This is a genomic window from Shewanella gelidii (assembly GCF_014647855.1).
Classification (GTDB): Bacteria; Pseudomonadota; Gammaproteobacteria; order Enterobacterales; family Shewanellaceae; genus Shewanella; species Shewanella gelidii.
Genome location: NZ_BMPZ01000002.1, coordinates 660,534 through 680,341, shown reverse-complemented (window position 1 = coordinate 680,341; position 19,808 = coordinate 660,534). Strand labels below are relative to the sequence as shown.

Annotated in this window: 21 protein-coding genes; 12 read left to right on the top strand and 9 right to left on the bottom strand. The window is 42.9% G+C overall.

The features are described 5' to 3' along the window. The first annotated feature begins 132 nt into the window (after positions 1-132). The 5 genes from IEY18_RS06505 to ilvN all read left to right on the top strand — a co-directional run bounded on the left by IEY18_RS06505 (position 133) and on the right by ilvN (position 5,210). On the top strand, positions 133-816 hold the full coding sequence (locus tag IEY18_RS06505) for a glutathione S-transferase (protein WP_308424049.1): 684 nt from the start codon (positions 133-135) through the stop codon (positions 814-816). Between the two features lie 171 nt (positions 817-987). Then, complete coding sequence (locus IEY18_RS06500) at positions 988-1,194, top strand: hypothetical protein (protein WP_188918983.1); 207 nt, start codon at positions 988-990, stop codon at positions 1,192-1,194. Positions 1,195-1,372: 178 nt separating this feature from the next. Further along, complete coding sequence (locus IEY18_RS06495; protein ID WP_229779755.1) at positions 1,373-2,539, top strand: multidrug effflux MFS transporter; 1,167 nt, start codon at positions 1,373-1,375, stop codon at positions 2,537-2,539. Positions 2,540-3,000: 461 nt separating this feature from the next. Next, positions 3,001-4,716, top strand: a complete 1,716-nt coding sequence (locus IEY18_RS06490; protein WP_188918981.1) for an acetolactate synthase 3 large subunit — start codon at positions 3,001-3,003, stop codon at positions 4,714-4,716. Next, entirely contained in the window at positions 4,716-5,210 is a 495-nt protein-coding gene (ilvN, locus tag IEY18_RS06485) for an acetolactate synthase small subunit (RefSeq protein WP_188918979.1), read from the top strand. The genes IEY18_RS06490 and ilvN overlap by 1 nt, the downstream gene beginning before the upstream one ends. Before the next feature lie 99 nt (positions 5,211-5,309). Here the strand turns inward: ilvN and IEY18_RS06480 are convergent, their stop codons facing one another. Next, on the bottom strand, positions 5,310-5,753 hold the full coding sequence (locus IEY18_RS06480) for an Hsp20 family protein (RefSeq protein ID WP_188918977.1): 444 nt from the start codon (positions 5,751-5,753) through the stop codon (positions 5,310-5,312). 397 nt (positions 5,754-6,150) lie between these two features. On the opposite strand from IEY18_RS06480, the gene rsgA reads away from it, so the two are divergent. Further along, positions 6,151-7,188: a ribosome small subunit-dependent GTPase A gene (gene rsgA, locus IEY18_RS06475; RefSeq protein WP_188918975.1), complete on the top strand. Its 1,038-nt coding sequence runs from the start codon at positions 6,151-6,153 to the stop codon at positions 7,186-7,188. A 114-nt stretch (positions 7,189-7,302) separates the two neighbouring features. On the opposite strand, the gene ushA is transcribed toward rsgA, so the two are convergent. The 6 genes from ushA to IEY18_RS06445 all read right to left on the bottom strand — a co-directional run bounded on the left by ushA (position 7,303) and on the right by IEY18_RS06445 (position 13,258). Beyond that, on the bottom strand, positions 7,303-9,018 hold the full coding sequence (gene ushA, locus IEY18_RS06470; protein ID WP_188918973.1) for a bifunctional UDP-sugar hydrolase/5'-nucleotidase UshA: 1,716 nt from the start codon (positions 9,016-9,018) through the stop codon (positions 7,303-7,305). Positions 9,019-9,402: 384 nt separating this feature from the next. Next, entirely contained in the window at positions 9,403-10,065 is a 663-nt protein-coding gene (locus IEY18_RS06465; protein WP_188918971.1) for an alpha/beta hydrolase, read from the bottom strand. A 30-nt stretch (positions 10,066-10,095) separates the two neighbouring features. Continuing rightward, positions 10,096-10,317 (bottom strand): DUF3389 family protein, encoded by a 222-nt coding sequence (locus IEY18_RS06460; RefSeq protein WP_188918969.1) that lies wholly within the window; start codon positions 10,315-10,317, stop codon positions 10,096-10,098. Positions 10,318-10,456: 139 nt separating this feature from the next. Then, a complete protein-coding gene (locus IEY18_RS06455; protein WP_188918952.1) occupies positions 10,457-10,942 on the bottom strand; it encodes an FKBP-type peptidyl-prolyl cis-trans isomerase in 486 nt (161 codons plus the stop codon). Positions 10,943-11,101: 159 nt separating this feature from the next. Beyond that, the gene (locus tag IEY18_RS06450) at positions 11,102-11,995 is read right to left on the bottom strand and encodes a WYL domain-containing protein (RefSeq protein ID WP_188918950.1); all 894 of its coding nucleotides are present in this window, start codon (positions 11,993-11,995) and stop codon (positions 11,102-11,104) included. Between the two features lie 96 nt (positions 11,996-12,091). Further along, the gene (locus IEY18_RS06445) at positions 12,092-13,258 is read right to left on the bottom strand and encodes a lytic murein transglycosylase (RefSeq protein WP_373290722.1); all 1,167 of its coding nucleotides are present in this window, start codon (positions 13,256-13,258) and stop codon (positions 12,092-12,094) included. A 307-nt stretch (positions 13,259-13,565) separates the two neighbouring features. Here IEY18_RS06445 and IEY18_RS06440 point away from each other — a divergent pair, with 307 nt between their 5' ends. Both IEY18_RS06440 and IEY18_RS06435 read left to right on the top strand, forming a co-directional pair. After that, positions 13,566-13,925, top strand: a complete 360-nt coding sequence (locus IEY18_RS06440; RefSeq protein WP_188918946.1) for a DUF2750 domain-containing protein — start codon at positions 13,566-13,568, stop codon at positions 13,923-13,925. A gap of 45 nt (positions 13,926-13,970) precedes the next feature. Next, positions 13,971-14,624: a hypothetical protein gene (locus IEY18_RS06435; RefSeq protein ID WP_188918944.1), complete on the top strand. Its 654-nt coding sequence runs from the start codon at positions 13,971-13,973 to the stop codon at positions 14,622-14,624. A 7-nt stretch (positions 14,625-14,631) separates the two neighbouring features. Here IEY18_RS06435 and IEY18_RS06430 read toward each other — a convergent pair whose 3' ends face one another. Further along, a complete protein-coding gene (locus IEY18_RS06430) occupies positions 14,632-15,576 on the bottom strand; it encodes a chemotaxis protein CheV (protein ID WP_188918941.1) in 945 nt (314 codons plus the stop codon). A 268-nt stretch (positions 15,577-15,844) separates the two neighbouring features. Here IEY18_RS06430 and IEY18_RS06425 point away from each other — a divergent pair, with 268 nt between their 5' ends. From IEY18_RS06425 to IEY18_RS06410, 4 genes are all read left to right on the top strand, one after another. Continuing rightward, positions 15,845-16,390, top strand: a complete 546-nt coding sequence (locus tag IEY18_RS06425; protein ID WP_188918939.1) for an LON peptidase substrate-binding domain-containing protein — start codon at positions 15,845-15,847, stop codon at positions 16,388-16,390. 279 nt (positions 16,391-16,669) lie between these two features. Beyond that, complete coding sequence (locus IEY18_RS06420; protein WP_188918937.1) at positions 16,670-17,323, top strand: sigma-70 family RNA polymerase sigma factor; 654 nt, start codon at positions 16,670-16,672, stop codon at positions 17,321-17,323. After that, complete coding sequence (locus IEY18_RS06415) at positions 17,316-17,990, top strand: ChrR family anti-sigma-E factor (protein ID WP_188918935.1); 675 nt, start codon at positions 17,316-17,318, stop codon at positions 17,988-17,990. Before IEY18_RS06420 ends, IEY18_RS06415 begins: the two co-directional genes overlap by 8 nt. Before the next feature lie 416 nt (positions 17,991-18,406). Then, positions 18,407-18,580, top strand: a complete 174-nt coding sequence (locus IEY18_RS06410; RefSeq protein ID WP_188918933.1) for a hypothetical protein — start codon at positions 18,407-18,409, stop codon at positions 18,578-18,580. Between the two features lie 230 nt (positions 18,581-18,810). Here the strand turns inward: IEY18_RS06410 and IEY18_RS06405 are convergent, their stop codons facing one another. Continuing rightward, positions 18,811-19,722, bottom strand: a complete 912-nt coding sequence (locus IEY18_RS06405; RefSeq protein ID WP_188918931.1) for a pyridoxal-phosphate dependent enzyme — start codon at positions 19,720-19,722, stop codon at positions 18,811-18,813. Positions 19,723-19,808: the final 86 nt, after the last annotated feature.

The following is a 19,808-nucleotide window of genomic DNA, read 5'->3' as shown; positions in this document are numbered from 1 at the left end:
CCTCGCAACGTGACGTAGATCACGCGCGCATTTTAAAGCAAAATAGCTGAGCTAAATACAGACAGTCTTTGTGGATATTTATTTGAATTGAGCAAGATCACCGCCTACACCATCGAGGACAATGAAGGATAAATGATGCCACTGCCGATTCTCTATTCGTTTCGACGTTGTCCCTATGCAATGCGAGCTAGACTTGCGCTGCACATCGCTAGCTGTGCTGTTGAACATCGAGAAGTCATACTAAAAGAAAAACCGCCTGCGTTACTTGCTATATCGCAGAAAGCCACTGTGCCAGTACTACAAACTGAAGATGGGAAAGTCATAGATGAAAGTCTTGATATTATGCTTTGGGCACTCAATTCAGCACCATCGAACCTAGCTTTGACCCACTATAAAAGTGCTCCCGACCGGCGCATTCTTTGGCCTGAGCAAAAAAAGCTGATTGCCGAGAATGATGCTGACTTCAAATTTTGGCTCGACCGTTATAAGTATGCAGACCGTTACCCAGAACACACTCAGCATTATTATCGCTCGAAGGCGGAAGAATTTATCCTTAAATTAGAGCAAAGATTAACTCAACAAAGCACACTAAATGCATCTACCCAAATCAAACCATACCTATTTAGCGATTATCAAAGCATTGCCGATTTAGCGATCTTCCCATTTGTAAGACAATTTGCTGGTGTCGACTCGACTTGGTTTCATCAGTCCTGCTACGTCAACGTGAAATGTTGGTTAAAACGCCAATTAGAGAGTGATTCATTTCGTCAAATCATGATAAAACACCCACAATGGCGAGAATCCAGAGAGATCTAGTACTTTTACATTTATCGAGACGAAAGCGCGGAAAACCATCGAATTTGATGTAAAAATGCTGATTTAAAATACAAAAATTTTAACTTCGTCATAAAACGACTAAAAGCGATGGGGTAGTATTGCTGCTGTTTTTACAAATCACATGAAGTTTTTTGCAGACAGAGATCTCCTATGGATAACTTAGATCTAACCATACTGACCATGATTGCTACACTCGTCGTCTTGCACTGTATATTTTTCATTGCAGCACTGACGTCAAAAGTCGATATCTGCTTAAATCGCAAGTTAGTGTGGAGTGCATTCAGCCTTATTTTTGGCCCGATTGGCTATTATGCCTATCAAGGCCGTATTCCTTGCGAAGTACTCGCTGGCGAATAAAGCAGTTTACTCAAGCATTCAACGGTTTTCGCATTAACTTCTTACAATCTTTTTCGATTCGTTTATCGCCGTCGTTTAGCCTTTCACGTACAATTAACGCTCTTAGTTATTACGCCCAAAAGTTGTATATCGATTGAATTCTAGCCCTTCACATACCTCGCCAAATATAGGCATGAAGATGATGTTTTTCATCCCTATGCTTTCCGCGATTGTCGCCATCACACCGCTTGCAATTGACATGTACCTACCTGCGATGTCAATGATTGCGACTAGTTTTAATTCAAACATTACAACAATAGGCCAATCTCTTAGTATCTATCTTGCTGGTTATGCGCTGGGCATGTTGTGCTTTGGCCCAATTGCAGACCGTATTGGCAGGCGACCATTAGTCATTGCTGGCTTAAGCGGCTTTACTTTAATCAGTCTCCTACTCGCATTTTCCCAATCCGTCGAAGTTTTTTTAGGGCTGCGATTTATACAGGCCTTTATTGGCGCTGCAGCTACCGTGGTTATCCCTGGCTATATAAAAGAGGTCTACGGTGAACACACAGCCAAAGGCATGTCCTATGTCAGCCTCGTGATGATGTTGGCTCCCTTGCTTGCACCAAGCATCGGCAGTTTACTTATGGAATTTGACGGTTGGCGAACAATCTTTTTCACTTTGTGCCTGTACGGTGCTCTGTTGGTATTGCTGGTCATCACCAAGTTGCATATGCCCAGTGACCAAGACACGAGTCAGCGAAGCCGTCGTTCCTTTTTTCATGCCTATATTAGTGTATTGCGAAAAGCAGGTGTTTTACCGCTAATCCTAAGTGGCGTACTCACTTCTTTTGCATTCTTTTGCTACCTGACAGCTTCTTCATTTGTATACATGGAAGTTTTTGGACTTGATAAGTCAATGTTTGCGGTTTTGTTTAGCATGAATGTAGGTGCCCTAATGCTCGCAAACATCATTAATACGCGTATTGTCACCCGATTTGGCTCTCGCCGAATGTTACGGGTTTCAACCTTTTTTGCGATGATTTCTGCAGTGTTATTGCTTTGGGTTAATTTGCTTAGCCTAAGTTACCACTTTACTGTCGCGATGCTGATCCCACTCATGGGATGCTTAGGGATCATGTCAGTCAATGCCGATGCAATAGTATTGATGAAATTCAAAAAACAAACAGGTACGGCAACCGCTGTCATTGGGACATTACGCTTTGGGTTTGGTGCGCTTGCAGGCCCATTGCTCGCATTACTTTACACAGGTACTGCGGTTCCATTTTCCGCACTGATGTTAATTGCGGTCATTTTAGCAGCGATATGCCAATGGTACGGTTTTCGGCTAAAGCACAAACACTAGGCTAAACCGAACTCACGAGATGTCATGGTATTCCCCTGTTTGGACCCTGTTATGAGTCGCAAAGGTTCCGGCTGTCACTGATGTGTCAATCGCTCGATTTTCACAAACAACCATGATCAAGTTCATAAACCATGCTCGCCATTATCTGCGCACCAAACTATTCAACTAAAGTCTAAGGTTTCATTTAGCTTTATTTAGAAAGTACTGAATTTTATTCATTTGCAGCAGTTTTTTAGCCAAAACACTTGAAAAAATAGCTTGATTGAATATGATGAAAATCTGTCCATTTTAGACAGATGCAAACTCCTAGTTAATGAAATTAGTAGAGTAGAATCAATTGGTATCGAATTGATTATGCAATTGGCGAGTAAGAATTACCTTTCTTACTTTATTTTTAGAGCGATTACCGTCGCTGTAACAAGATACTGTTTACCGTAGCGGTAACTTAAGAGGATTAACACATGGAGATGTTATCTGGCGCTTCAATGATCGTCCGATCATTAATCGATGAAGGCGTAGAACATATTTTCGGCTATCCAGGCGGTTCTGTACTGGATATTTACGATGCTTTACACCAAAACTCTGGCATTGAGCATATTCTCGTTCGACATGAACAAGCGGCAGTCCACATGGCTGACGGCTATGCGCGAGCAACTGGTGATGTAGGCGTTGTTCTCGTCACTTCAGGCCCCGGTGCAACTAATGCCATTACAGGTATTGCTACGGCGTATATGGATTCAATTCCAATGGTTGTGCTTTCTGGTCAGGTTCCCAGTACGCTCATTGGTAATGACGCATTCCAAGAATGCGACATGATTGGCATATCACGTCCCGTTGTTAAACATAGCTTTTTGGTCACTGATGCCAAAGATATCCCCGAAATCATCAAAAAAGCATTTTATCTTGCATCCACTGGGCGCCCCGGACCGGTTGTCGTTGATTTGCCAAAAGATTGCTTAAATCCAGCAGTACTGCATGAGTACCAATATCCAAAAGATATTAAAATGCGCTCATACAACCCGACAACATCAGGCCATAAAGGCCAGATCCGTCGCGGTGTCAAAGCACTGCTTGGTGCTAAAAAGCCCGTACTTTATGTCGGTGGCGGAGCAGTCATTTCCGGTTGTGATCAACAAATTATGAAAATTGCTGAACAACTTAATATTCCAGTTGTGAGCACACTTATGGGCTTAGGTGCTTTCCCTGGCACGCATAAAAATAGCCTTGGCATGTTGGGCATGCACGGCTGCTACGAAGCCAATATGGCAATGCATCATTGTGACTTGATTTTTGGTATCGGTGTACGTTTTGATGACCGTACAACCAATAATGTCGAAAAATACTGTCCAAATGCCACGGTGCTTCATATTGACATCGACCCGTCCTCAATTTCTAAAACGATTAAAGTCGATATCCCGATTGTTGGCTCTGCAGACAACATTCTTGACCATATGCTCGATATTATCGGAGAGCAAACGAACCAAGATCCATCAGCCAATGCGTCTTGGTGGAAAGATGTGGAAACATGGCGCGCTAAAGATAGCCTCGCCTATGACACTTCAAGCGAGAAAATTAAGCCACAGCAAGTGATTGAAGTATTACATAAACTCACCAATGGTGACGCTTATGTCAGTTCAGATGTGGGTCAACACCAGATGTTTGCGGCTCTATATTACCCATTTAATAAACCAAGACGTTGGATTAATTCTGGCGGTCTCGGCACCATGGGCTTTGGTTTACCGGCAGCGATGGGAGTCAAGATGGCCAAGCCAGATGACACCGTCGTTTGTGTAACCGGCGATGGCTCAATTCAAATGAATATTCAAGAGTTGTCAACCGCCTTGCAGTACGATACACCCGTCAAAATTATCAATCTCAATAACCGCTTCTTAGGCATGGTGAAACAATGGCAAGACATGATTTATTCTGGACGCCACTCTCACTCTTATATGGATTCAGTTCCTAATTTTGCAAAAATTGCGGAGGCCTACGGCCATGTTGGGATGACCATCACCAACCCTGCGGAGCTTGAAAGTAAACTTGCAGAAGCGCTCGCGATGAAAGATAAGCTCGTTTTTGTAGACATCAATGTTGATGAAACAGAGCATGTCTATCCGATGCAGATCCGTGGTGGGTCAATGGATGAAATGTGGTTAAGCAAAACGGAGAAAAGCTAATGCGTAGAATTATTTGTGTATTGCTGGAAAACCAGCCTGGCGCCCTTTCGCGTGTTGTAGGCCTTTTCTCTCAGCGTGGTTATAACATTGAAACGCTCACCGTTGCACCCACAGATGATGAAACCTTATCTCGTCTGACCGTTTCGGTAGAAGCAGATGAGAAAGTACTCGAACAGATTGAGAAGCAACTCCATAAGCTCATCGATGTACTCAAAGTTTCCAATATTACTGAATCGGCTCATATTGAACGTGAAGTGGCATTAATTAAGGTAAAAGCTGAAGGCAATATGCGTGAAGAAATCAAGCGAACTGCTGATATTTTCCGCGGCCAAATCGTTGATGTGACCTCTGGGCTATACACAGTACAAATGGTTGGAACGTCAGATAAGCTCGATGCATTTGTGACCGCTCTTGGAGAAACAACCAAAGTTATTGAAGTTTCTCGTTCGGGTGTCGTCGGTCTTGCCCGAGGTGAAAAAGTCATGAAAGCCTAAACCGGCTTTGCTGTTGCTTGAGAACCGCTATTAAAACTAAAAAAGGGAGCAAATTGCTCCCTTTTTTACGCTATCCAGAGTCGAATATGGTTAGCTTGATTAACGCTTCGCATCCAAAGGGCGAGAAGTGTTAATCTCAATCGTTCGCGGTTTTAATGCTTCGGGAATTTCACGAACTAAATCGACATCCAATAAGCCATTTTCAAGATTTGCGCCAACCACAGTGACGTAATCTGCGAGCTGGAAAGTTCGCTCAAAGCCTCGTTCAGCGATGCCTTGATATAAATATTGACGCTCTTCTTTGGATTCAGCTTTAGTGCCTTTGACGAGTAGTTTCTCGCCTTCGCTCGTAATTTCAAGCTCTTCCATGGTAAATCCAGCGACTGCCATCGTAATGCGGTAGCGATTTTCACCGAGCAATTCAATATTGTATGGTGGGTATCCAGAGTTGCCTTTGTTTGACGCGGCATGCTCAGCCATTTGGGCTAAACGGTCAAATCCAATGGCACTGCGGTATAGGGGAGTAAGATCATAATTACGCATAATATATCCTTGTATAAAGCAATATAAATTAACAAAACCTAATCACCTTGATGTGTTAGGCAAACCAGAACCCCGAAGGCATTCTTTAATATTCAACAGCCCCTTTCAGCGACTGTAATTTATATATGGCGTTGGCATTTCCAATTTCAAGGTCAACAATAAAAATAATTAAGTAACCAATCACAAGGCCAATACCTAGCCTCAATTGGTGACTTTTGCTAAAGTGTCTCCATTAATCACCGTTCTGAGGATATTTGATGATTGTAATCAAGCCCACCGGTGTTGTTAGGTTGCATACCGCTTAAATCCTGCAATACCCGGTTCCTACCGGGGCTCATGCCCCCAATTTTTTTATGCGCAAAAGTACCGAAATACTTTGCGTAGGGGTATATACATCATGACAAACTCTTTTACTTTAGCCGAACTCGGCTGGGGTCCTTTTTTTCAACAACAATTGACGCTTGAAGAACTTGAAGCCAATACGGTTGCTCGCGTCATTTCGCACCACAAAAGTCAATTACAGCTCTTAGCTCCTCTCGGAGAAACAGCACTCCATCTATCTCCAACCATGCCATCACTTTGTGTCGGCGATTGGATCGTAATCGATCAACAAGGTAGCTTTGTCCGCAAACTAGAAAGAATGACACTCTTCAGCCGCAAATCACCCGGCTCAAGCATCAACATCCAATTGCTCGCCGCAAATATCGATACGGTATTTCTCGTAATGTCGCTCAACCACGATTTTAATTTGAGTCGACTTGAGAGGTATCTGACGTTAGTGAATGAGGCGGGCGCTGAACCTGTCGTCGTCTTAACCAAAGCCGATCTCTGCAATCATACTGAGACTTTACGTAATCAAGTGCAGCAATTAGGCCCTCTGTTAAACGTCGTCTGCGTGAATGCGCTCGACTCAGACAGTACCTGTTCGCTAAGACCATGGTGCGCCCCAGGTAAAACATTGGCGGTTTTGGGTTCTTCGGGCGTTGGGAAATCAAGTTTACTCAATACACTGCTAGGGACTGGCTCGTTAGCCACAGCTCGTATTCGAGAGGATGATAGCAAAGGTCGACATACGACAACTGCACGCTCATTACATGTTGTGAAAAACATAGGTTTATTCATGGATACTCCCGGCATGCGGGAACTGCAATTAAGTGATGTTGAAGAAGGTCTCGCGGTTACCTTTTCAGATATTGACGCTTTGATTCAGACCTGTAGATTTACTGACTGTAGCCATAAAAATGAACCCGGATGTGCGATATTAAAAGCGTTAAAATCGGGAGAGCTTGAAGAACGACGCTTGCAAAACTATCAAAAAATCTCTCGTGAACAAGCCTTAAACTCAGCCTCTCTTGCTCAACGGCGAGCAAAAGACAAAGCTTTAAGCAAAATGTATCGTGCGACACTCGCAGGCAACATGAAGCGAAAAACTTAACACCGTTTGTCAGTGATAGTTGTCGTAAAGGTGACAATCATCGATAGTCGCCCATAAAAAAAGCAGCCATGTGGCTGCTTTTTTCATTAGAATAATATAATCATTTTGATTAAATTACTCCGCAGTAATCAAGCACCCTTCGATACTTTCAGAGTTTGAATATGTCACATTACCTGCTACTGGCTCAAAGTCTGCTGCAACAATGTCACCAGTATCTTTTATAAAGGTGTAAAGTACTTCTGCATCAACATAACCAGTCATGACTGGTGTTAGTACTGGGTAACCATCACCACCTGCTGCGTTGTAGCTAGGAACCGTAAAGGTATAGCTAGCAGACGCATCATAGGCTTTGCCATTGATTTCACTAATCGCAACGGTGCTAGCAGCACAATCAACATCCATTTTTAAGCCAACAAGCTGCGCATAAGCACCAGCGCCAACTTGGAACGTGGCCACAGTATTCAAGTACTCAGTAATTTCAGCGCCTGTTAACGTACTAAGCGTAATACTGTTCCCAAATGGCTGTACCGTTAACACGTCTTTATAGGTAATCTCACCTGGCTCGATAGACGCACGGACACCACCAGAGTTCATCACAGCAAAATCTGCGGCTACTTTCGTGCGTTGTGCTTCAGCAATCAAATGACCAAGGTTGGTTTGCTGTGCTCGAACTACAGCGCGATCACCTTCAAGTTTCGCATCGGTGGTACCAATGACTTCACTGAGGCCCGCTTCACCTTTGTCTTGATACTGTTGCAGCACTTCAAGTACCGTCGCATCAGGAGTGATTTCTTCGGCGATAAACTGGCGATCACCATTTTCATCTTTTGCTTTTAAGTTGACCGGAACTAAGCTATATCCCGCCAAATGCAGTTTGTCGTTGTAATACTCAAAATCAGCACGACCTACATATTTACCCCATTCATGGGCTTGCATAATAAAGGTGCCATTTTGTACATCTGGAGCACACTCGCCACCAGGTGTAAATTCAGGATCATACGCATTGCCTTCCATACACACAGGATTTTGCGAGTGTCCACCAATGACCGCTTGTAAATCACCTTCAGTCATTGCACGGGCAAGCGCAACATCGCCGGGAGCATTGCTACCATTAGCGCCATCTGCATAGTGGCCCATATGTGTCGCTGCAAAGATCAAATCAGCTTCATCTGCAGCTTTAATGTCTGCAATAACTTTAGCGAGCTCGGCTTGCGGATCTCTAAAATCTAACTCACTAATAAATTCAGGGTTACCTAACTTAGCCGTATCTTCTGTTGTTAAACCAACAACTGCGATTCGTAAACCGTTTACATCAAATACTTTATAAGGCTCAAAGTACCGAGCACCAGAAGCTTTATCATAAATGTTTGCCGCAAGCATTGGGAACTCAGCAAGAGCTCGCTGCATGTCCACAACATCAAGAGGATTATCAAACTCGTGGTTACCGACTGCCATGGCATCGTAACCAATCAAATTCATACCTACAAAATCAGGACGAGCGTCTTGAAGATCTGATTCTGGCACCCCAGTATTGATATCACCGCCAGAAAGAAGCAAAGATTCACCACCATTGGCTTCGACTTCAGCACGAATTTGGTCAATCAATGTTTTACGAGCCGCCATGCCGTACTCGCCGTATTTGTTCTGCCAAAAGCGGCCATGGTTATCATTAGTATGAAGAACAGTGAACTTGGTACATGCATCACCCGCTTCAGCACAGCTTGCTGGTGGTGTAGGTTCAACAACTTTTTTGTGATCATCGTCATTACAACCAGCTAAAGCAGCTAAAACACTAACGGCGACGAGTCCCTTAATAAACTTGTTACTCATTTAATCAACCCCTTGATTATCATTTATGAAATAAAATCCATCATTTTCTAATTTTGAGAATTCTGTGTTCTCAGTGCCCCACATCATATCAAGAGTATTCAAAAAATGTGGCGAATTTATGAAAAATTGAAAGCTAAATGTGTAGTAAAACAAAGATTTACAACAGGGACGGACGTATAAAACAAAACAATAAAAACCCAAAAAGAAACCCCAGAACACGCAGATAAAATGCGCATTATGTAAACCTTTGTAAATTAACACCTTTGACAGGTTGGACCACCAGAGCAATTACGCTCAAATTTAAAACAAAAAAAAGCTTTCCTGAATAAGGAAAGCTGATCGTTACCGCATTACAGATTGTTTAATACTTGATCGGCATCACATTTAAGTGAGGCGTTCAGTAATCCAACGCCCTATTTCAGTCAATTGTTGAGGCAACAAGCTATGTAAAGCAGTATATTCACGCCACTCTGTATCATAACCAGAAGCTTTTAAAGTCTCATAAGCTTGCCGACCTGCAGAAACCGGAACAACATCATCATGAGAGCCATGATTTTGTAAAATCGAGGTAGAACGGTTGGCCTCAGACAGCTGTTCAGGTAATTGTTCACCACTCGCCAGATAACAAGACATTCCAATGATCCCAGCGAGTTTGTGGCGCAGACGCAGTCCAGTGTACAAGCTCAGAACTCCCCCCTGACTAAAACCCGCTAGAATGATTTTTGAACTTGGGATCCCCGACTGAATTTGCCCCTCAATAATCTCTAGAATGAGCTGCTCTGATTCATTTATTCCGTCCATGTCCACACGGTCACTCAGGCGTTCGCTTTTAATGTCATACCATGAGCGCATGATATATCCCGCGTTAATTGTCACAGGTTGCTCTGGTGCATCAGGAAGGACAAACCGAACATTCAGAGAATCATCGAGCCCAAGGTAAGGAATTACAGGAGCCATTCCAGCTCCACTGTCTCCAAGGCCATGAATCCAAATAACACATGCTTGTGCGCTCTCTTTTGGTTCAATAACAATTTTTTCTAACGACATGACTTATCCTAAATTCAAAAACGTTTTTATTTAATCTGGCTCTATCGCCAACTGCTCACAAATTTGCTGAACTTGTTCCTGATTATCTAAAGTTAGCGTCCAACGTACAGCACCTGCATCGGCAATCAGTAACAACATTTCATAGCGACACTGAATATCTTCGGCCATTGCGGTAAATGTTGCACCTTCCATACGCACTTGAACTTCGTGGGGCGTCACAATCAGTTTGCCCTTGGAGAAATTGATTACCATTAATTCATACTTCTTGAAAGTGGACGATTGTAGATGAGGAGGCCGAGTTTCCGTGCCTTAATTCCAGTCAATGGAAGCAGCTTACCATCGACTGGTCGAGTTTTGTGACTCAATAAAAGGAATCACTGGAAAGTGATCGCTAGGAGTGTTGGTGACCACCTACGCCGTGTGCATGACCATGAGCAATCTCCTCATCGGTCGCTGCACGAACTTCAACAATTTCAATATCAAAAGTTAATTCGCGCCCTGATAACGGATGGTTAATATCAACCGTTGCCATAAACTTTCCAACTTTTAGCACAGTAACCTGCCGCTGACCTTGATCAGTATTCACCAAAGCTGTCATGCCTGCTTTCCATGTCTTTGCACCTTGCAGGTGCTTCATGGAGACTCGCTTTTCACAATCTTCAATGCGCTCGCCGTATGTTTTTGTCGCTGGAAGTGTGGCAGAAAAACGCTCTCCAGCAGCTCTCCCACTAATCGCCTCTTCGACACCCGGCATCATATTATCGTTTCCATGTAGGTAAGCAATGGGGTCACTACCTTGATTCGTTTCTAGCACCTCACCTTGCTCGTCCCGTAGCGTGTAATTGAATAGTACAACTGAATTATCCTGTGCTTTCATCTTTTTTCCTTAGAACGACAAGTTTCTCTATTGAATGGATCTTAGCAGATTGACGCGTGAATTCACAAAACGAGCAAAAACAAGACAGCAGAGCTTTAAAGTCAACAGCTCCCCACGGGAGACTCATTGGCAATCAAAGCACTACCTTTTAAAACCAATTCATTGCGCACCAGGAACAATCGCTAATGGTGCAATTTTTTTCAATATATCGATATTGGCCAAAGCTAACTGACAAACACCGCTATTGATTCGGTGCCCTTTGGAGCAATCAACGCTCCACTGCCTCAATATATATGCAGCTAACGCTGCCCTGCAGCTGACTTTCAACTCACCATCGTGCATTTGGTAGTCCAAAGCTATGGCTTCTGGATGATGTAAACTCGGATGTGGTGTTAAAATCAATTCAACAATGTTCGACCAAGCTTCATCATGGCATTGCAATTCATGGTCACCGCCCTGTTGAGCACGGTTTTGGCATGATTGAATTCGGGTCACCACGAAATCACTAAATTGCTCGTGTTCTCGATCATAAGCCCGTACGTGCCAACGCTGACCATTATTCACGAGAGCATGGGGAACAATTTCCCGTGACTTTAATCCCGAAGAAGTAGAAACATAATTTACGTGTAGCACTTGCTGTTGCTGAATGGCACGCATCAATGCGGCAATAATATTTGTATCGGGATGAATAAGCTGAACAGCATCAATGCAAACGTCACTTGGATTAACTGCATGGGACAAACCGTCACCGAACCCCTTCGCAAGGCCATGTAAGATGACTTCAGGATCGTGATGAAAAAGAGGCTTAAACCCAGTTTGTCGGTGATAGCATTTCGTTCGATGCACAAGCTGCATATTGTCAGCTGCCAGCTCACGATAACTCGTAAAATCTCGCGTGGCTGCGGCTAAGCCGGTCGCGAACTTTTTAATTAAATCCTGCCGAGATATCTGACCAAAATATTGCAAAGAAAAATCGATATATGCTAAACGTTGACGTTGCGCATAACTAAGTTTTTCGAGTTTTGCATTTAGCAGTTGTTCACTTGAATCCATGGGTACCCTCTCCTCGTAAGCAATAATTCAACCTAAACCAAAACGCCCTCACATGCAATCATTATGATTGCATGTGAGGGCGTTTTCTGTTCTAAATTATAATTTTATTGAGAGCGCTTTAAACGAATCTTCACTTGGGTAACCATCAGCGATCATGCCTTGAGAACGCTGATATTGTTGCAATGCCGCAATCGACTGCTTGCCCATAATACCGTCAGCTTTTCCTAATTCATAACCCAAATCAATTAAGCTTTGTTGTAATGCTTTGATTTGCGCTCGACTAAGTCGGGTTTGCAAGGGTGGTTTTTTTTGCAAAGGCGCAGCACCGTTAATTCGATCCGCCAAATGACCAACAGCAATTGCATAATTTTCTGAACGATTCCAGCGCATAATGACATTAAAGTTTTCATAGGCTAGAAATGCTGGCCCTGCTTGCCCTGCCGGAACATATAGCGCTGCATCCATTTTCGGTGTAGAGATTGCTTGACCGTTCGCCTGCCGCACTCCAGCTTCCGCCCATTGGCTCAAAGGTAATCTATCTTTCGCACCCAAATATTTAAAATTGTAATCACTGGGTAATAACACTTCTCGACCCCAACGTTCATTACGTTGCCAACCTAATTCAGCTAAAAAGTTGGCTGCTGAGGTTAACGCGTCTTCAGTGCTATTCCATAAATCAACAATCCCATCACCATCACCATCAACCGCATATTGACTATAAGCAGAAGGCATAAACTGAGTATGACCCATTGCCCCAGCCCACGAACCAACCATTTGTTGCGGTTCGAAGCCATTTTTTTCCATTAGGCCAAGCGCAAGAATAAACTCCTGAGTAAAAAAGCTATCTCGGCGAGGATCACAAGCGAGTGTCGCCAATGCGTCTAACACTGGCATTTTCCCCTTATAACCACCGAAATTAGTTTCTAGCCCCCAAAATGACATCAAGTATTGTGGTGGCACTCCGTACTCTTTTTGCAACTTTTGCAATAAAGCGCGATGCTTCTTCAAAAGTTTTCGCCCTTGAGCGACCCGTTTTGAAGTCACTCGTTTGTTAAAGTAATCAGCAAAGGTTTGGCTAAACTCAGGTTGGCTTCGGTCTAATTTAATAACACGTTTAATGGGTTTAAGATCCCTGAGACCTTTTTCAATCGTACTTTGCTGAATCCCTTGGGCAACAGCCGCTTTTTCAAGCTTGACCTTACATTGGGAGAAATCCTGCTCTGCAGCAGATGCGCTAAAGCTCATTAGCCCTGCGCTAAACATCAACGGAATAACTGCAATTATCTGTTTCAAGAAGTGCTCCTTGGCCATAGTAATGAAGGCGGGCCTTTAGAAAAGTAGAATATTAAAAATGCCGACGTAAGTTTCTCCTTCAACACTACGCAGACTCAAAAGCAAGATATACTTTACTCTATGCCTTGAGACTCATACAACTCTTACAAGTTGCATTTGTCCAATAAAACTATTGAATTAATTGTTCTCAGCGCCACCGAAAATAAGTAGTAATCTACTGCAATTGCATAGCATTTCCGTATAATGCTAACGGTTCATTCATCCTAAGAGATCCAACATGATAGAAAACAAAGCGCTACTCGCTAAATTTGTCGCTAATGTGAAAGAAAGCCAAACACTTTGGGGGCTGCAAGATAAAGCCGGTGAAGGATGGGTCGTGTGCGATTCAAGTGAGTATGAAGAAACCGATGTGATGCCAATTTGGTCTAACAAAGAGCAGGCAGAAGGTCACTGTACACAAGAGTGGCAAGACTATGTCGCTGTTGCAATTCCTTTGGAAGAGTTCATGGAATACTGGGTATCGGATCTCAATGATGATGGCGTTCTTGTTGGGCTTGATTGGGAAGCTGAAACAGATTGCCTTGAAATGGACCCTATCGAGCTTGCTAAAGAGCTGGTCAATATCGAACAAGAGTAATATCCAGCTTGATGTATCGCGATAAATACCGTTAGGGCGTCACTTGTGAAGAGTCAAGTTCAGACGCCCCAAATTGATATTCCTTTTGCCAAGCGCCACAAGTGCTGGTTTTGTGAAGAGCCCTGTAACCTCACCTTTCAATATATCAGCACGTCCCAGTGTGCTCACCCATCGCTCAGTGTCCCCTGTTGCAAAGAATGTTTGCAATTTGCACAAAAAAATCAACTAAACTCCATTTGGAATTGTCGAGACGCTGTCAAGGATTCGCTGATGACTCGCTACCAAAAACACCTTGCGATAGGCATTAACTGGACAGAGCAAGAATTGGAGGAGTCAGAGTTTGAATGTAAGGCGCTTGGTGGTTTCAAAAAAAGTGCTTGGTTTATGTATACAGTGGCTCGCGACCGTATCAATGCACCGGGCTGGCCGATTTATATTAATGGCGTAGCCATTGATGATCATCAAGGTCACGATCCCTTTCAATTCGACGGCATGGCTTATACTTCGGTTTATCGAGCGATACAGCATTATGCGAAACATAAAAGCTTAGATCATAAATTTCTTGCAGACTTAGTGCGAGTATTAGGGGAACGGCGATTTGGTTTTTGCATTCGACTTGCTCAAATTCATATTGCGGCTAGCGCAGAGATGAAGCGTCATGTTCTTGCCGAACTACAGCAGCAAGAACATGACAATTAACACGTATTCAGCGTCCCAAAATTGATTTCAACTGTTCTTGGACCGCACCAACGAGCAGATCTGGTTGGAATTTAGAGATAAATCGATCACACCCGACTTTTTCAACCATGGCCTTGTTAAAACTGCCACTTAATGAGGTATTCAAAGTTATCGACAAACCGGACATTCTCGGATCGTTGCGAATTTCATCGGTAAGTTTATACCCGTCCATTTCAGGCATTTCTGCATCAGTAATTAACATTAATAAATCTTCTGCAGGATTACGCCCCTCATCACACCAAGCTTTCAGCATATTCCACGCTTGCAAGCCATCCGACGCCTCAGTGATTTCGATGCCTAATTGCTCTAATGTGTCTCTTACCTGACGCCGAGCGGTCGATGAATCATCCACAATAAGAATTTTTCGCCCGTGGAAAAATGGTAGTAGCTGCTCATCAAGCACGCCTTCACTTAAACGAATATCGTAGTCAATAATTTCTGCGAGGACTTTCTCTACATCAATAATCGACACGAGTTCAGTCTTTTCTTGATATTCAACACGGCTGATTGCGGTCAAATAGTTATTCTTGCCCGAAGTTTTAGGCGGCGGCAAAATATCGCTCCAAGTCATATTCACAATATGCTCGACCTTCCCAACCAAAAAACCTTGAACGCTGCGATTATACTCAGTGATGATCAAGTTGGACTCTTCATCTTGCGACATCGGCGTAAACCCTATCGCCCCCCTTAAATTAATCACGGGAATGGAGGTTCCACGAATATTGGCAACACCACTAATACTCGGGTGACTCCCAGGTAAAGCGCTCAATTGCGGCAGCTTCACAACCTCTTTGACCTTAAACACATTAATTGCAAATAGTTGACTACTATTAATTCTAAACAGCAGTAACTCTAAACGGTTTTCACCAACCAGCTGCGTTCGTTGATCTACCGAATCTAGGACTTTCGCCATATCAATCTCTTACTGTGGCACGATATTGTTTGAATGTTCTAATTATAGCGGCTAATCAAAATAAGAACCTGTTTCAGTTCGAATTTAATAAACAAAGATGCAAACAGCATGCAGATTTTATGTCAGTCACTAAATAGGGTTACTCATGTAAGTCATTGAAGTCGATGCGTCACTTTTGGCTTCGGGTATCCTGTCCATTTAAAATGATTGTGATCGCTTAAGGACTCACCGTACGTAACAGGTCTCAATAACCCAAATTGAGACGATTATGAAGTTACCTCTATTTCCGCTTAAAATTTGCTTGTTGCCCCAAGGTTATACGCAACTAAGAGTTTTTGAACCAAGATATCAACGCCTTGTATCCGAGTCACTCAAGGCACAAACTGGTTTTGGGCTTTGCATGCTAAACGATTCGCAGCAAATCTTATCCATAGGGACTTTGGTCAAAATTGTCGATTTTGAAACACTCGAGGATGGTTTGCTTGGAATCACCATCAAAGGAATTTCTCGATTGAAGATAAAAGAAATCTCAGTCGATGAAGATGGCCTGAAAATAGGAGAAGTCGAGCAACTCAATAACTGGCCAAGTGAGCCGATTCGCGAAGTAGATAAACCGATATCTGAGAAGTTACAAACATTACTTGCCCAGTACCCTGAGCACTTTCACCGCTATGAAATAAATGATTTTAAGGATGCATCTTGGACATGTCAGCGCTGGCTAGAGATCTTGCCGTTAGATAACCATCAAAAAGCCAAATGTATCCAAGCAAATAATCATCAAGCAACACTAGAAATACTGAGAACCCTCATCTAATTGCACTCTACAATTTAGACTGGTGAATTACATACTCAACAGACCTACACTTAAAGAGTCAATATGAAACCACGCCACAACCTTAACGAGAACACTGCGCACAAACACATTAGATACAACAACTTAAATCCACTAACACTCGCAAGCCTTATTAAAACTTCTAATTATTCGAGCCCTTGTTGATCTTCATTTTACTCATTGGCGTATAGAAAATTGTGCAACGAATGAGTTGATAACAAATGCGTAATGAGCACGCGCAATTTATGAAGAGTGTACAAGATGCCAGAATTGCAAACATATCGACGACAAAATCGCTATGATAACAACAGTAAATTGTTATCTGGGCGATCTATGGACAAAGACAATCAGCCTGTACCCCATGAGCATCTCGAAAAAATGATAGCGCTTGTAGCAAACCAACGCGATAAACAGGCCTTTGGTGTTTTGTTTAAGTTTTTTATGCCCAAAATTAGAAGTTTTGGCATGCAAAAGCTCGGGCACCAAGGATTAGCAATGGATTTGGTTCAAGAAACCATGCAAAACATATGGACCAAGTCTCATTTATATAACGGAGACAAAGGCGCAGTCACCACATGGGTGTATACCATCATGAGGAACCGCTGTTTTGACATGCTCCGAAAAATACAACACAACCGAGAAGATACTTTTGGTGATGATATCTGGCCAATCTTTGAGTCCGATGAGTCAATAGACACTCAACAAGATAACGATCCCCTGATGTCTAATTTACTCATGCAGCATTTAGAGCAGCTTCCCCTTGCCCAGCGACAAGTCGTCAAAGGGATCTACTTACAAGAGTTGAGCCAACAAGAGCTCGCTGAAAAATTAAACATACCGCTCGGAACAGTAAAGTCTCGACTAAGACTCGGACTTGAAAAGCTCAAAAGCTTTTTGGAGAAACATCATGATTAAACATCATCCCCAACAAGCACTTCTTGATGCTCACGCACAGGCACAGCTCCCTTTGTCCATGACAATTGCAGTGGCAGCCCATTGTGAAATGTGTCCAACTTGTCAACAGTATCTAGAACAGAGACAAGACTACATCGCGGCACAAACTCTCACATCAGCAGACAACTGCACAGATGATAGCAATGGCGACGAGATAGATTTACAAGACGACTGGTCAACAATGATCGATGATATTACCGCACTCCCGCCTGAAGAGCTTGCTCCCTTCAAGCCCGACATCGTCGAGATTAAGCAAAGAAACTATCATTTACCAAGAGCGTTCAAGCACCGCGTCAGTCGTGACTGGAGTACGCTGGGCAAAATTAGTCGCATGCGTCTGGGTATCGATGAAAATGACTCGCGAGCGAGCCTATTGCACATTGATGCCGGCGGAGATATCCCTGAGCATGGCCATGGTGCGCAAGAAATGACATTACTTTTGGCGGGCGAGTTTAGCGATGAGTACAATCAGTACCAAGCAGGGGATTTCATCGTACTCGATAAAAATCACAAACACTCACCCTCCACCATTGAAGGGTGTTTATGCTATACCGTTGTCGATGCACCGCTTCACTTCACGAAAGGGATCAGTAAATTGCTTAATCCTATCGGGAAGTTGATCTATTAACTCAAAGAAATGAGATGTAATGCAAAGTAATTGTTTGACAAGGCTGACGCCGGCTATATAATGACCGGCGTTTTGAGATTTGAGTGATTACCTGCTACATCTATCGCCTGTATCACCCCGCTAGTACAGACTTTTAAGTTGTTTTCTTCGTTTACTCATCTACAAGCTGTGTCATGTCCCCGTCATAATGATGTGCTTAACTGATCAATATTCTTAGATTGAATATTTGCGTTGCGGTGCAATTAGAGTGATTTTGTGACTTACGCTTGATTTTATTTGAAAAAACATGCTTGATTTGGCATTAAAACAAAGATAACCTCAAAATCCACTAATGATTCATCTTTCGCATAATTGCTAAGGATTTTTTATACATAAACAGTGTCACCAAAGGGTGATGTAACAAAGGAGTATGGCATATGTCATATCATGCAAACGGACATGAAATTACAGTAAACTTTCCAGTTGACTCAATTTCAGTCAATAAAACATCAATTGCTTTCACTGACAGAGAAGGGAAAAACAAAAAAACCTTTTCTAAACGTACTGAAGCAATACAATTTATGAAATGGTTAATTACCAGCAACAAATAATAACTTGCTCAATAATCGAAGTTTCATAGTAAAAGATTTAAAACGTTCGACAAGCTAAGTGTGTTTTTATTCTACGATACCCTTCCTCTCACTGTATCGGCATACTTTGCAAATCAATCCGTTGGATTCTCATTTGGCCTAGGTTGTATCTCTTCATAGAGACTCACCTAGCCAAGTGGCGATGACAAATCTCCTCAATCTCCAACAATAAATCCCTTCCCTTTCAATCACTACGAATATTTTCTTTGATACCTTGGCAGCATCGTTTGATTACCCAATACGCCCCCTTGATGAATGTACAGCACATCACAAGCACCCTTACTGCTTAAAAAATCCCTTAACGCAATGAATCCAACAGGGTCATAGAGCAACTCAAATTCAATTCCCTGCTCGCAAACTTGGCACCACATTTTGTAGCAATCTGAATGGAGTTTGCCAAAATGGTACTTTTTAGGCAGGGGGAGAATCTGTGGGTAAAAGGTTGAATCAGGGCTTAGCTGACGAAACTGTAGCGTTAAATACTCTTCATCACCAACCGTCGCACAAGTGATAACTTGGATGTTACAGCCCTGCTCTACGAAAAACTTATTTAAAAACAGTGCTGTTGTTCCCGTTCCAGAAGGCAAACAAACATAAAGATGTGGCAATGCCTGTGCTCCTGCCCATTGCATGATTTCTAATCCAAGTTGACTAACACCAAATTCCGCATATTCACAACGCCCCCCTTCTGGAACAAACAAAGCGGCTGGCTCATGGGGGAGTACTTGCTGTTGAATATATTCAATCGTCGTTAGACTCGGACTTAAAGCAAGTGCAGACACATCAATGACATTGGCACCAAAGGCGATAGATTCAGCATAGTTGCCCACGACGCTCTGCTTCACTTGTTCAGAGATATGGGCGACATAAAAATCTAATTGCCAGCCCTTCAGCTTTGCCAATGCAGACATGGAGTACAACGAATTTGCTTGCGCGGAGCCATGCCCAATCAGCTTTTTAATTCCTTTAAACTCATGTTCTAAAAAGTATGCAAATTTACGCGCTTTGTTTCCTGAAAAGTGAGGGTGAATGAGGTCATCTCTTTTAACAAAGATATCCTGCCCAAATAGGTTGATTTTATCTACTGGTGTGCTTGGAAACATGCGACGTCTCATCAATTGGCGAGTGATGAGCATTCTAACCCTTGTCATAAGTTTGAAAAACCCTAAAACCTAGTAAAACACACCAA

Excerpts from the sequence above, each read along its gene's own strand:
- IEY18_RS06500 (WP_188918983.1), top strand. The coding sequence starts at position 988 with ATGGATAACTTAGATCTAACCATACTGACCATGATTGCTACACTCGTC.
- IEY18_RS06505 (WP_308424049.1), top strand. The coding sequence starts at position 133 with ATGATGCCACTGCCGATTCTCTATTCGTTTCGACGTTGTCCCTATGCA.
- IEY18_RS06420 (WP_188918937.1), top strand. The coding sequence starts at position 16,670 with ATGCCAGAATTGCAAACATATCGACGACAAAATCGCTATGATAACAAC.
- IEY18_RS06495 (WP_229779755.1), top strand. The coding sequence starts at position 1,373 with ATGATGTTTTTCATCCCTATGCTTTCCGCGATTGTCGCCATCACACCG.
- rsgA (WP_188918975.1), top strand. The coding sequence starts at position 6,151 with ATGACAAACTCTTTTACTTTAGCCGAACTCGGCTGGGGTCCTTTTTTT.
- IEY18_RS06425 (WP_188918939.1), top strand. The coding sequence starts at position 15,845 with ATGAAGTTACCTCTATTTCCGCTTAAAATTTGCTTGTTGCCCCAAGGT.
- IEY18_RS06490 (WP_188918981.1), top strand. The coding sequence starts at position 3,001 with ATGGAGATGTTATCTGGCGCTTCAATGATCGTCCGATCATTAATCGAT.
- IEY18_RS06405 (WP_188918931.1), bottom strand. The coding sequence starts at position 19,722 with ATGTTTCCAAGCACACCAGTAGATAAAATCAACCTATTTGGGCAGGAT.
- IEY18_RS06430 (WP_188918941.1), bottom strand. The coding sequence starts at position 15,576 with ATGGCGAAAGTCCTAGATTCGGTAGATCAACGAACGCAGCTGGTTGGT.
- IEY18_RS06440 (WP_188918946.1), top strand. The coding sequence starts at position 13,566 with ATGATAGAAAACAAAGCGCTACTCGCTAAATTTGTCGCTAATGTGAAA.
- IEY18_RS06445 (WP_373290722.1), bottom strand. The coding sequence starts at position 13,258 with ATGTTTAGCGCAGGGCTAATGAGCTTTAGCGCATCTGCTGCAGAGCAG.
- IEY18_RS06450 (WP_188918950.1), bottom strand. The coding sequence starts at position 11,995 with ATGGATTCAAGTGAACAACTGCTAAATGCAAAACTCGAAAAACTTAGT.
- ushA (WP_188918973.1), bottom strand. The coding sequence starts at position 9,018 with ATGAGTAACAAGTTTATTAAGGGACTCGTCGCCGTTAGTGTTTTAGCT.
- IEY18_RS06465 (WP_188918971.1), bottom strand. The coding sequence starts at position 10,065 with ATGTCGTTAGAAAAAATTGTTATTGAACCAAAAGAGAGCGCACAAGCA.
- IEY18_RS06480 (WP_188918977.1), bottom strand. The coding sequence starts at position 5,753 with ATGCGTAATTATGATCTTACTCCCCTATACCGCAGTGCCATTGGATTT.
- IEY18_RS06460 (WP_188918969.1), bottom strand. The coding sequence starts at position 10,317 with ATGGTAATCAATTTCTCCAAGGGCAAACTGATTGTGACGCCCCACGAA.
- IEY18_RS06410 (WP_188918933.1), top strand. The coding sequence starts at position 18,407 with ATGTCATATCATGCAAACGGACATGAAATTACAGTAAACTTTCCAGTT.
- IEY18_RS06455 (WP_188918952.1), bottom strand. The coding sequence starts at position 10,942 with ATGAAAGCACAGGATAATTCAGTTGTACTATTCAATTACACGCTACGG.
- IEY18_RS06415 (WP_188918935.1), top strand. The coding sequence starts at position 17,316 with ATGATTAAACATCATCCCCAACAAGCACTTCTTGATGCTCACGCACAG.
- ilvN (WP_188918979.1), top strand. The coding sequence starts at position 4,716 with ATGCGTAGAATTATTTGTGTATTGCTGGAAAACCAGCCTGGCGCCCTT.